The sequence below is a fragment of the Pedobacter jaeyakensis genome (assembly GCF_054461315.1).
Window position 1 is genome coordinate 3,692,566 of sequence record NZ_CM136921.1, and the last position, 13,002, is coordinate 3,705,567.

Sequence of the window (13,002 nt, forward strand, 5' to 3'; positions counted from 1 at the left end):
TTTCATATCCTTGGTTACCAAGTGCCGCCAAGCTAAATTGCAACCGCAAATGCCTATGACAAAGAAGCCCCACTCCATTCCTGTTAACAATTTTGAAGGTGAATTCCATAGTGGTATTTCAGTTGAAAAAATGAATCTCAGGGATTTGCCGGATTTTACCGGTGAGGAACAAGCGGAAAGACACGACCGCCACTCCTTTCATTTCTTGCAAGCAGGCACGATTACCATGGAAATTGATTTTCAGCAACACGAGATCAATTCTCCTTCGATCATCTACATGCACCCAAACCAGGTTCACCGTATTGTGGCATTTGAGAACGTTACGGTTAGCAGCTGCGCAATCAATAATGAAAACTTGAATCCTGAATATCTGCTTTTACTGGAAGAACTAACGCCTGCACCACCAATTGCATTAAATGATGAAATATTTCCCATTTTGTCTGAATCCGTGGCAATGGTCTTAAAGTTTGCAGAACGGCGACAGGACAGGCTATATCACGCAATGTTAAAAGACAGTGCTAACGCATTTATAGCCTTAACGATCTCGCAATTACTTGAGCAATCCAACGCTGTCGATAAGCCCTCTCGGTTTGATAAGATTACTAAAGATTTTAATCGGCTATTGGAAAAGAACTACGCCATAGAAAAGCGTCCTTCGGCATACGCTGAAAAACTAAATATATCTACCGCATACCTCAATGAGTGCATTAAAACTGTAACTGGTTATTCTGTCTCGCATCACATTCAACAGCGGGTTATTTTAGAAGCGAAACGTCTTTTATACCATTCTGATAAATCCGTAAAAGAAATTGCGAATCAATTGGGGTTTGATGACTACCCCTATTTCTCACGCTTATTTTCTCGCATTGTAGGTATACCTGCCATGGCGTTTAGAAAAAACCACGAATAGTCCAATATTTACAGTCTTTTGCCATTGTGTGGATTGGTACTGCTCCGCACCTTTGAACAATCAATTAAGACTATTCAAATGGAACAAAATAAAAGTGTACTAATATCAGGAGCGAGTTTTGCGGGACTGACAACCGCATATTGGCTAAGCAAAGCAGGTTATAAAGTTACTGTTGTAGAAATTGCAAATCATCTTAAGATGGGTGGTTCTGCTGTTGATATAAAAGACACAACCGTTGACATCGTAAAGCGGATGGGGCTTTTTGAACAGATTAAAGCAAACCGATTGAATGTGGAACTTTGGGAGTTTAAAAATGCCGACGATGTTACAGAAAGTTCAATGTTATTAAGGCAGCCGGGAGAAGACTTACCTGACGATGAATTTGAAATTGAAAGGGATACCTTACTAAATCTGTTATTTGATAGTATTAAAAGCAATGTCGATTTTATGTTTGGTAATACAGTCACCGGCTTAAAGGAAATGGCAGGCGCTATTGAAGTTACTTTTAAAAATGGAGTGCAATTAAACTACGATCTGGTATTTGGGTGTGATGGCATACACTCCGCAATAAGAAAACTTTGGTTTGGTCATGAATCTGACTACAGTCATTACCTTGGACAATACTTTTTCATCACCATAGTAGATAAGTTATTGATCAATCAAAATACATTGCAGCTTTACGGTGTGCCCAACAAGGGCGTAATGCTTAATGCGTACAAGAATAAAACTGACATTGTGCTCACTTTCCGGTCTGAAGAGGAAATTTCGTACGACTATCGTGATAAAGCGCAGCAGCTGCAAATTATATTAGAACAGTTTGCGGGACAAAGTTGGCGAATTCCAGAATTGCTGGGAGAAGTGCAGCGTTCAACAAACTTTTATTTTGATAAATTCTGCCAGATAAAAATGCCTTCATGGACTAAAGCTAGAGTTGCATTAGTGGGTGATGCTGGATATTGTGCTTCACCAGGCGCAGGTATGGGTGGCTCATTGGCAATTATTGGCGCAACTGCATTAACAGATGCCCTTGAAAAACACAACGGCGATTTTGAACTCGCTTTTAGAGATTATAACAATGAACTTCGCCCATTTATAGACGAAGTTCAATCTCAAGCTGTAAATATGTTAGAACACCTGCTTCCTAGAACTGAAGAAGAAATCCAAAGAAGAAACAAGGAAGGGTTTAATTTTTAAGTTCAACTATCCCTTACTTACCGTCATAAAACTTGCCGGCATTTCAGCCGCTGTAAGCATCAAATTGTGAAGCTCATAGTTTTTTATGAAAGGCTTAATCAACTCTGAGCCCGGACCAAATGCCGCAAGTTCTACATAATCACCCGTATGGTTCATTCCAGCCCATTGTACATCAGTATACTTGCCCAATATTTTACCGTATTCATAAAATGGAAGATTTGATTCATTGTAGAGTTGGCCAGGTACAATTTCCTTAAAATGGGTCATCAAACTACTAACATCTTCATTTGACAGTTCTATTCCCTGATGCTCATTAATAAAGGACCTAACTTTTTGCGGCGCGAATGATTGGTCTATTTTTGAAAGTAGCCAGGTATTGCTCTGCCGAAAGCGTTGCAGACTATCGAACTTTCCTTGGTCGCCGTTAAATATACCCGGGTTGGAATTACCATGGTCGGTGGTAATGATCACCAAAGTTTCTCCATCTTTTTTCGCAAATTCAATTGCCTTACCAACCGCGTCATCAAAGGCCAGTTGATCAAAGACAAGTCCCGGCAGGTCATTGGAATGTGCAGCCCAATCTACCTTTCCTCCCTCTACCTGCAACACAAAGCCTTTCGGACTATCTTTTAATAGGCTAATTGCTTTTTCTGTCATTTCTGCTAATGATGGCACAGATTTTAATAATTCTGGATCGTGCTGACGGTCTAATTCATATGGAAGACCATCATCGGCGAAAAGTCCAAGTACGGGTTTAGCGCCGTTTAATGCCATCATCTCCGTCCGGTTTTCTGCTACGGAATAACCTTGCGTCAGGTATTTAGGGATAATTGTTCCATCTTTCCGTTTTGAATTAAAATATTTGCTCCCGCCTCCCATCATCACATCGAATTTTAAGGAGAGGTACATATCGGCAATTGTAGCTTGGCCATCGCGACTGTTCAGGTTAACACAAAAACCTGCCGGAGTTGCGTGGGTTATAGGAACAGTGGTTACACAACCTACTTTTTTCCCATGGTCCTTAAACTTCTGTAAAATCGGCCTGGGCATTTCTCCGTTCATACCTACATTGAGTGATCCGTTTCCAACACGTATGCCTCCACCCCATGCAGAACTGGCAGCTGCTGAATCTGTTACCAACGAATTTGCAGACGCAGTATCCATCAGTGCCCGGTTTACCAGCCCATCCCGGTATAACGAGATCCAATTACTGCTGTGCCCTAAGGCCCTGTTGCTGTAAACATCTGCGATGTTTAGGGTGCCGGTGCTCATCCCATCGCTTACGAGCATAATGATGTTTTTGGCACGCTTCCCTACACCTGTTGGCCTCGCTATTACGTTTCCGGTATTAATAAAGGGTAATGACAAACCTGCCATTACCCCACCTTTTAATAAAGATCTTCTATTCATAATGTTTGATTCCGTACGGCCTAATATCCCGGGTTCTGCACTAAATAACCTGGCAAGTTTGAAGCCCCGTCTATCGCAGTTTGAGGAATAGGGAAGAGTCTTTTTCGTACATCCGTATTCTTTTTCTCTGTCCATAATCCTTCATACTTTCCGAAACGGATCATATCTGTACGTCTAACCATTTCCCAATAAAACTCAAACCCTCTTTCTCTAAATAAAAGATCGAGCGTAATGTTTGCAAGTGGAGCCGCAGGTGTTGTTGATGTTCTGGCTGCTCTAACGGTGTTTACGTCAGCTAAAGCAGATGCATCGCCTTTTCTAAGTTTGGCTTCAGCACGCATTAAGTAAATATCAGCCAGGCGCAGGATAATGATATCATGCTCTCCAAAATTTCTACCGCTCACTGAAGTCTTACTGAATTCATATTTCGAAACCCGATAACCTGTATTGTAATTGCTTCCGGCAACGGTGTAATCAACATTTTCCGTGAAATCAACCGGCAAAGTAGGCTTACTACGGGTATCGTAAAAAAGCTTATCTACCTGCATCTTTCCATCCGGACATTTTAAAAACACCCCATTACGTCTGATCAAGCCATACTGTTGTCCACGTAAAATCCCACGGTTAATGTTAAAGCTGGCAGCATCCACGCAAGCTGTGGCAGATGGCAGATTTTGCTTGAAGAAACGCGGGTCTGCAATGGCCGGATCTATCGAGCCATTCGCTTCAACCCAGGTTCTGTAGAAATCTGAAGTGATAGCCGGTCCATCTGTTCCGTTTGCTCCCGTATATGCAGGCAAAGGAAATTGATCGCCAGAGATGGAGAAGTAACCTAAACGGTTATGCCCATTTAAATCAGCGCGCTGGTCTACCACAAAAATCAGTTCCTTATTTGTATGGTTATTGTCGTTAAACAATGAGAAATAATCTGGCGATAGATTATACTGACCAGAACCAATTATTTTATTACAATACTCAATCGCTTTATCTAAATCATTGTTGGCAAATGTAACAGTCGGACTATATATATTTCTGTAAACGGCTGCATTCATGTATAATCTGGCAAGCAAGCCCCAAACCGCCCCTTTAGTAATTCTACCCGGCCCAGTAGTTGTCTCTACAATGGGCTCTATAGCCAGTAATTCAGATTTGATGTATTCTACAGCCGCATCACCCCTTAGGATCTTGGAAGTTTCGCTAGCATCATCTTTCACAAATACCAGCCCATAAAGGTCTAACAGTAGCATATTATAGTAAGCTCTCATACCTTTTGCCTCAGCAGCAAAGAGTTTAGCACTAGGATCAGGATTGGTCGGAAGTGCGTTAATTGCTGTCACACTTCTCGATATTCCAATAAGTATGTTATTCCAGGTGTTCCTTACATTCACGTCTGTACTGATATTCTCATGCTGATGCAATTGTAGATAAATACCATTGTCTCCCCAATCAGTTCCGCCGCGGAAAGGGAGGATCGCCTCGTCTGTAGAAATCTCTTGCAGGGCAAAATAGTTAGTATGGATAAAGATGTCTTCCAATTTAGCATATACAGGCGCGATGATTCCTTCAGCCTGTTGTTTATCAGTTAGCCCTGCAACAGAAGATTCGTCCAGTACTTTTTCTTCCAGTTTAGAACAACTGTAGGTTGCTGTTAAGGCTACAAAAGTGAGTAGCAGCATCAATATTTTGTTTTTCATAATTATGACTTAAAACGTATTACAATGAGAAGTTTAGACCAAAAATTACAGTTCTCGCTTTCGGATAGCTTAAGAAATCAATACCGTAAGACGACACACCGTTTATAGCTCTGTCGGCATTTACCTCAGGATCATAACCTGTATAATCAGTAACAACAAAGAGATTCTGACCTGTTACCGATAAACGGATGTTTGAGAACCATTTATTGATTCCTAAATCCTTGGTATTGAAAGTATAGCCCAACGAAGCGTTATTAAGCCTTAAAAAAGCTCCGCTTTTTAGATATCTGGTAGTTACCGGCGTAGCGTTATTTAATGACTCACTAGGATCTGAAATCGCTTCAAATGTGGTATTCGTATTTTTAGCCAATCTTAACTTAGAGAAGCTGACGTTCTGCGTGTAATCATAGATTTTGTTGCCCGCTACCCCGTTAAAATTCACACTCAAATCGAAGCCTTTCAAAGCAACACTTCCGTAAAAACCATAAATGGTGTTTGGTATTGCTGTGCCGGCAGATATTCTGTCTTTATCAGTAATAAGTCCATCGCCATCTAAATCACGGTACACACTCATACCTGCTGCATCTAAACCGGTAAATTCCTTTAAGAAAAATGTACCCACCGGCTGGTCATTGATATATCCGTTGATGGTTGATGAAGTAATACCAGCGCCCGAAACCGATCCAGCCGGTATAACCGAATAGGGTGAGTGTTTAACCTTATTTTTCAAATAAGTTAAATTACCGCCAATGTTATAAGTGATGCCGTTATCTACCGTATGTTTATAATCTAATTCGAATTCTATTCCTTTATTGGAGATGGTCATGTCTTTTACGTTCGACCAAACTTCTGCTGCCGGCTGAACCGGATCTGCCGGAATTACCTGCAATAGGATATTATCCGAAACTTTATTAAACACATCTACCGTTCCTGTCAGCGCTCCTTTAAACAAGCCAAAATCTAAACCAATGTCTGTTTGTTTTGAGGTTTCCCATTGAATGTCAGGGTTAGCCAATCGGGAGTAAGTTGTTCCAGCTGGATAGGTTCCGGTTGGGTACAGCGGATAACTGGCTGAAGCAATAGAGGTAAATAATGCTTGGGTAATTTTAGGTGGAATTTCCTGGTTACCCGTAATTCCATAGCCTCCTCTAAGTTTTAAAGTACTGAATATAGAATTCTTCATGAAGTCTTCTTCGGCAATGTTCCAACCTAGAGAGAATGAAGGGAAATAGCCGTATCTGTTGTTGGCGCCAAATTTAGAGGAACCATCTGCCCTGAAATTAGCAGTAAACAAATACTTGTTATTGTATTGATAAGTTACCCTTCCGAAGAATGATTGCAACTCGTTGATAAAGGCAAATCCTCCGGGGCGGTTGTTAGCTAATGTCAAATCCTGTCCAACACCAGGGTTATAGATTGGGTCTATTCCACCAACCAGAAATCTGTTGATACTGTTGTTTCTTTGCTGCACAAAGATTTTCTGATAGGAATGCCCCGCCAATGCAGATATGTTGTGCACCGAATTGCTCCAGTTGTAGGTAAGATAGTTTTCAATCAGCGTATTTCTATTTGTATTGTAGAACGTCTCTAATCTTCCATCCCGAAAAGGAACTGCATTAGGCAAGTTTACCACATCTCTTGTGGCTGTAGAATTGTCGACACCAACATTCATCTTAAAAATAAGTCCTTCAATTATTCTAAAAGAAGGAGAAATATTACCCAATACGCGGTTGGTAGTGGTAATTTCTTTATCCAGATCAAAATACAAGTATGGATTGTTGATATTCTGATAGACAGCAGTATTTCCTTTATCGTCCTTTGCCGGATAAGTAGGGTTATTAACGAGTGCATCGCCGATTATACTGGTGATTGGTGGACGCTGTTGTTTCGTATTGTTAGCACTTAGATTAAGGTCTATCACTAGTCTATCCTCTAAATATTTCTGGGTCGCATTGAATCTTCCTGAATACCTGTCCAAATCATTTTTCTTAATGATTCCTTGTTGCTTTTGAACACCCAGTGATGAGAAATAGGCCAGCTTATCTGATCCGCCACTCATGTTTAAGTTATAATCTTGAGTTTTAGCAGTTCGGGTGATTTCCTTCTGCCAGTCGGTAGCACCGCCTTTATCATCAAGAACTCCCCCTGCCTTCGGCACTTCGGTACGGAACTGATCTGCCGTTAAAACCGGTATTGCTCTCGCTAGTGAAGAAACACCATAGCTTGCCACTACACCAAGAGTAGACACTCCTGCTTTACCTTTTTTTGTTGTCACAAGGATAACTCCATTTGCTCCTCTTGAACCATAAATGGCAGTTGCAGATGCATCCTTTAGCACATCAATTGATTCGATGTCTTGCGGGTTGATAAAGTTCAATGGATCACCTCCACCTGTACTTGAATTGTCCAACGGCAAACCATCTACTACAAATAACGGCGAACTGCCAGATCTTACTCCCCCGGGTCCTCTCACGTTGATACCGGTAATACCTCCCGGCTCACCGCTTGCAGAGGTAACATTAACTCCAGATACTTTCCCCTGCAACAGCTGTTGTGGTGTATTGATGATACCCTGATTAAAGTCGTCACTTTTTAAAGACTTTACAGATCCGGTTACATCCCTCTTTTTTTGGGATCCGTATCCAACTACTACAACCTGAGATAAATTAGAGGCGCTGGCTACTAATCTTACCTCGATTCGGGTTTTATTGCCAACTAAAATTTCCTGAGTCTCGTACCCTACATATTTGACCAGGAGAATTGCGTTGTCATTAGGTACACTGATGGTAAAAGTTCCGTTTCCATCCGTGATCGCCGACTGGGAGCCGCCTTTTACCGTAACACCTGCGCCGGGCAGTGGCTTTCCGTCTTCGGCATCCAAAATGGCTCCGGTAATCGTTTTTTGCTTAACAACTTTCGTTGTAGAACTTACTGCAAAGGTTTGCATTGGGCTGAAGGCACAACAGCAGAGCACTAAGGCTACGGAAAATAGTTTTAAACAGTTTCTAAAATAATAAATGTAGATTTTACTCATATTGTTCGGGATTTGTTTGGTAGTAATATTCGTCGCAAATACGTATACTTATATTAATACCATGTTATTCGAGCGACACCTATGTGTTAATTATGAGATTATATGTAAGGTTATCCGTAATTCTGTTACCTATTAGCCATGATAACAGAACTCAATAGCTAGAAATCGTATGGAAGAAAGTGCATTTCTACAACTCATTTCACAAAATCAGGGAATTATTCACAAGATTTGCAGGCTTTATAAGGATACACTGGAAGACCAGCAGGATCTTTTTCAGGAAATTGTATTCCAGCTATGGCGGGCCATTGATAATTTTAGAAATGAAGCGAAGCCCAGCACCTTTATTTATAGAGCTGCACTGAATACAGCAATTTCTTCTTTTACCAGAGATAGAACCCGAGAAATGGTGGCCTTTACAGATCAATTACCAGAAACTCCCGAAGTTCCGCAGGATGTTAATTTGGTTGCCAGAATGGACAGTCTTTTGAAAGCTATTAAAAAGTTAGAAGAAGCAGATCGAGCAATCATGGCACTCCTACTGGAAGACTTGAGCTACCGGGAAATCGGCGATATCATTGGTGCAACCGAAAATAATGTAGCGGTAAAGATTAGCCGCATAAAAAATAAATTAAGAACCCTTTTAAACTTATAATGATGGAACTATCTGAAATGAAAAGCTTATGGAAAGCCGTGCCCATTGAAAGCACGCAAATTGATGAAATTGTAAAAATGATCAATGAGAAAAGTCATCCAGTTCTACAGAAGATTAAAAGACAATTGGTATTCGAGATGCTGGCCTGGACGGTAGTTATCGTACTGTACCATAGCGCTTTTGATGGAAACAAGCGCCCTGCTTTTATAAACCTCGCTTTTGTTATCGGGTTTATGCAAGCCATCGCCTACAACCTAAGCAGTTATTTTGCGACCAGAAATCTTGTACATGGAAAAAACTTGACTTCTTCTATGAAAGATTACATAAAGAAACTGAAGAAATTGCAATGGACAGCGATCTGCTCAAGAATAGTTTTGATGGGAGGAATATTAATGTTTTTTTGCTACAACCTGGACATGACTATTAAAAGGATGATCTCCTTAGGCTGCATCGTCGCAATGTTTGTTTTTTTCCTGGTAATGCTTTATCTGACCTGGACCAAAAGAATTAGCAAACTTACAGGGATAATTACCTCATTAAGTTCGACTAGTTAAACGATCTTCTAAACTCGAGAGGAGACAACTTGGTTTTGGTTTTGAAAAGCTTGCTAAAGGATTGCGGATGTTCAAAGCCTAATTCGTAAGCAACTTCAGCCACGGACAAATTAGTAGTAGACAACCTTTCTTTTGCTTTTTCAATCAACTTCTGATGAATATGCTGTTGTGCGTTCTGGCCGGTAAGCGACCGAAGCATATCACTAAGGTAACTTGGTGACATGTTTAGCCGTTCTGATAGATGCTGTACGGTCGGAATTCCATTTGTAAGCGCTGATGCACCTGTAAAATATGCATCCAACTCCTCCTCTAGTTTTTGAAGTAAATCGTTGTTTATAGCCTTTCGTGTTATGAATTGCCTTTTGTAAAAACGGTTAGCGTAATTAAGGAACAGTTCTATTTGAGAAATCACCACATCCTGACTAAAATCATCAATTCGGCTGGCCAATTCCCTTTCAATCATTCGAAAAATATCAAGCATTGTTGACTTTTCTTCCTCTGAAAGATGAAGGGTTTCATGCGTAGAATAAGAGAAGAATCCATAATGCTTGATGTTTTTAGCAAGAGTATATCCCAAAAAGAAATCAGGATGGATGAGCAAAGTATAGGCAGAACACACACTTTCATCATTATCATTACGCCCGATTACTTGTCCGGGAGCAGCAAATAATAATCCACCCTCATCAAAATCATAATACCCCTGTCCATACTTCAACCTACCCCCAAGTTGTGGTTTGTAGGAGATTTTATAAAAGCCCAATACATGATTCTCTTCGGGAAAAGATTCGATTTGCGAATGCGGTCCATTTATGATACTGATCAAAGGATGTTTAGGTGTAGGTAAACCAAATGCTTTGTGTGCATCTGTTAGTGAGGCGATTTTCAAGAGACTTTTTTCTTCCTTCTTCATAGCTTGATAAAAATGATAACCGACAGGTTAAATATCGGTTATCATCACTGGTAAATGAAATTTGTTTGTTAGCGCAGTGTCTATTTATATTTATCCCTGCGCAGCGTTAGAGACCTCAGCCCATTCTTCCCACGTTGCCAAACGCTTACTGTAGGCATCTTTTACCCAAGGCAAGCATTGACTTCCCAAAAAGAATCTCAATGGTGGATTTTCAGTATCCACAATTTTAAAGATGGCTTCTGCTGTAGCATTCGGGTCTCCCCTCTCCATTGATCTCAAGCTTTCAAAAAATGTTTCTTTAAAAGCAGTGTAGACCTCCAGTCCGTGAGAGAACTTTAGCGATTCCTGACTACCAAATTCTGTTGCGTACGCACCTGGTTCAATAATGGTTACTTTAATTCCGAAAGCTTTAACTTCTTCAGCAAGACTTTCATGAATTGCCTCAAATGCCCATTTAGATGATGAATAATAGCCTATTACTGGTAGCGTTACATGCCCCAGGTTACTGGATGTCCCCAGAATATGCCCATAGCCTTGTGCTCTTAAAATTGGCAAAACGGCCTGAATAATGGCAACGGGCCCGAGTACATTGGTTTCATAAAGCGCACGAATTTCATCCGCGCTAGATTCTTCAATAGTACCCACTAGGGAATATCCAGCATTATTAAGCACGATATCCAGCTTACCAAAATGTTCGTGGGCCGCTGTTACTGCTGATTTCACTTGATCTGCGTTTGTAACATCCAGTTCTAGTGTTAGAACATTTTCGCCATATTTTTCTTTGAGGGTAGCAATACTTTCTAATTTACGTGCAGTAGCAGCAACTTTATCGCCCCGTTCCAGTGCGGCTTCAGTCCACACTTTTCCAAATCCGCGCGAAGCGCCGGTAATGAACCAAACTTTTGGATGATCATTTTTCTTATGTACCATAATTTCTATGTTTAAATTTATGGTACAAAAGTGATGATAGAGGCCATATAGCTCGTAGTCTAATTGAGGGAATGTGTAGCCAAAATGAAGATCGCTTGTTAGTTTTCTGCTACATTGGTGCTTTAGGGGCAAAATTTATCTAAATTGCGCCAATCAGCTATGGAAAAGGAAATAAAAAATGACGACCTTAAGATTGAATTAAGGAAACTTACAAAAGACGACTACCTGGGATTGAAAACTTCTATGATTGAAGCCTATTCTGAATGGGAAGGTGCCTCGTCATGGGGTGAAGCCCACATCACCCAACTTGTAGAAATTTTCCCGGAAGGCCAGATTTGTATTTTAGTCAACGGCGCTATAGCAGGTTGTGCACTCTCTCTTATTGTAGACTATGATAAATTCGGCGACAATCATACCTACGCACAAATAACAGGCAACTATAGTTTCTCCACCCATGATGATGATGGTGACGTGTTATACGGTATCGATTTCTTCGTGCACCCGGATTACAGGGGAATGAGAATTGGCCGGAGACTTTACGACGCCCGTAAGGAAATATGTGAGCGCCATAACTTAAGGGCGATTATTGCCGGAGGGCGGATTCCAAAATATAAAGATTATTCTGATCAGCTTACACCAAAGGCCTACCTTGAAAAGGTAAAAGGCAAGGAAATTCACGACCCAACTTTGTCATTTCAGCTAGCAAATGACTTCCACGTTAGGAAAATACTTAAGGGCTATTTGCCAGGTGATACGCAGTCGCTGGAATTTGCTTCCTTATTAGAATGGAATAATATCTATTATAATGAAGAGGCTGCACATATTAATTCAAAGAAATCGATTATAAGATTAGGGCTTGTGCAATGGCAAATGCGTCCTTTCCCAAATATGGAGTCTCTTTGTGAGCAGATTGAGTTTTTTGTGGATGTGGTGAGTGACTATCAGAGTGACTTTATTTTATTTCCTGAGCTATTCAACGCCCCGCTTATGACTGCCTACAACCACCTTAGTGGAGCAGAAGCGATGCGGAAAATTGCTGAAAGCACAATACCGTTGAGAGATAAATTCATTGAATACGCCATTAGTTATAACATTAATATCATTACTGGCAGCATGCCCTACCTTGAAAACGGCATATTGCAAAACGTAGGTTATTTATGCCGCAGGGATGGATCTTATGAAATGTTTCGTAAAATTCATTTGACACCAGCAGAGAAAAGTGCATGGGGAATGGTTGGCGGCGATGAAATTACTACCTATGATACCGACTGTGGCAAAATTGGAATATTGATTTGCTATGACGTAGAATTCCCTGAACTGCCAAGACTTTTAGCAGACCAAGGTATGCAGATTCTCTTTGTACCGTTCATGACTGATACTCAAAATGGATATACTCGTGTTAGGAGCTGTGCACAGGCAAGGGCCATAGAAAATGAATGTTACGTAGCCATAGCCGGCAGTGTAGGTAATTTACCAAAAGTGCACAATATGGATATTCAATATGCACAGTCGGCAGTTTTCACGCCTTCTGATTTCTCTTTTCCAAGCAACGGTATTAAAGCAGAGGCTACACCAAATACAGAGACTACTTTGATCGCAGATGTAGATGTAGATTTGCTTAAGGAACTACATAGCTTCGGGGCAGTAAGAAATCTGAAAGACAGGAGAACAGATATCTACAAAATTGTGAACAAGAGTAAAAAATAGATTACGA

The 13,002-nt window shown here is 40.7% G+C and carries 10 protein-coding genes; 5 read left to right on the top strand and 5 right to left on the bottom strand.

Annotated elements, in window-relative coordinates; translation table 11 throughout:
• Window positions 1-55: 55 nt before the first annotated feature.
• Complete coding sequence (locus ACXZ1K_RS16500) at window positions 56-910, top strand: helix-turn-helix domain-containing protein (protein WP_458970781.1); 855 nt, start codon at window positions 56-58, stop codon at window positions 908-910.
• 78 nt (window positions 911-988) lie between these two features.
• The gene (locus ACXZ1K_RS16505) at window positions 989-2,104 is read left to right on the top strand and encodes an FAD-dependent monooxygenase (RefSeq protein ID WP_458970782.1); all 1,116 of its coding nucleotides are present in this window, start codon (window positions 989-991) and stop codon (window positions 2,102-2,104) included.
• A gap of 6 nt (window positions 2,105-2,110) precedes the next feature.
• On the opposite strand, the gene ACXZ1K_RS16510 is transcribed toward ACXZ1K_RS16505, so the two are convergent.
• From ACXZ1K_RS16510 to ACXZ1K_RS16520, 3 genes are read right to left on the bottom strand one after another with little or no spacing between them, the layout of a single operon-like run.
• On the bottom strand, window positions 2,111-3,514 hold the full coding sequence (locus ACXZ1K_RS16510; RefSeq protein ID WP_458970783.1) for an alkaline phosphatase: 1,404 nt from the start codon (window positions 3,512-3,514) through the stop codon (window positions 2,111-2,113).
• A 20-nt stretch (window positions 3,515-3,534) separates the two neighbouring features.
• A complete protein-coding gene (locus tag ACXZ1K_RS16515; RefSeq protein WP_458970784.1) occupies window positions 3,535-5,208 on the bottom strand; it encodes a RagB/SusD family nutrient uptake outer membrane protein in 1,674 nt (557 codons plus the stop codon).
• A 19-nt stretch (window positions 5,209-5,227) separates the two neighbouring features.
• Window positions 5,228-8,242, bottom strand: coding sequence for a SusC/RagA family TonB-linked outer membrane protein (locus tag ACXZ1K_RS16520; protein WP_458970785.1), 3,015 nt, complete (start codon window positions 8,240-8,242; stop codon window positions 5,228-5,230).
• Between the two features lie 169 nt (window positions 8,243-8,411).
• Between ACXZ1K_RS16520 and ACXZ1K_RS16525 the strand changes: the two genes are divergently transcribed.
• Entirely contained in the window at window positions 8,412-8,894 is a 483-nt protein-coding gene (locus ACXZ1K_RS16525) for an RNA polymerase sigma factor (protein WP_458970786.1), read from the top strand.
• Window positions 8,894-9,448 (top strand): hypothetical protein, encoded by a 555-nt coding sequence (locus ACXZ1K_RS16530; RefSeq protein ID WP_458970787.1) that lies wholly within the window; start codon window positions 8,894-8,896, stop codon window positions 9,446-9,448. The genes ACXZ1K_RS16525 and ACXZ1K_RS16530 overlap by 1 nt, the downstream gene beginning before the upstream one ends.
• Here ACXZ1K_RS16530 and ACXZ1K_RS16535 read toward each other — a convergent pair.
• A complete protein-coding gene (locus ACXZ1K_RS16535; protein WP_458970788.1) occupies window positions 9,441-10,358 on the bottom strand; it encodes a helix-turn-helix domain-containing protein in 918 nt (305 codons plus the stop codon). The two genes, ACXZ1K_RS16530 and ACXZ1K_RS16535, sit on opposite strands and share 8 nt — an antisense overlap.
• Window positions 10,359-10,448: 90 nt before the next feature.
• A complete protein-coding gene (locus ACXZ1K_RS16540) occupies window positions 10,449-11,288 on the bottom strand; it encodes an SDR family NAD(P)-dependent oxidoreductase (RefSeq protein WP_458970789.1) in 840 nt (279 codons plus the stop codon).
• Between the two features lie 159 nt (window positions 11,289-11,447).
• Here ACXZ1K_RS16540 and ACXZ1K_RS16545 point away from each other — a divergent pair, with 159 nt between their 5' ends.
• On the top strand, window positions 11,448-12,995 hold the full coding sequence (locus ACXZ1K_RS16545) for a GNAT family N-acetyltransferase (RefSeq protein WP_458970790.1): 1,548 nt from the start codon (window positions 11,448-11,450) through the stop codon (window positions 12,993-12,995).
• Window positions 12,996-13,002: the final 7 nt, after the last annotated feature.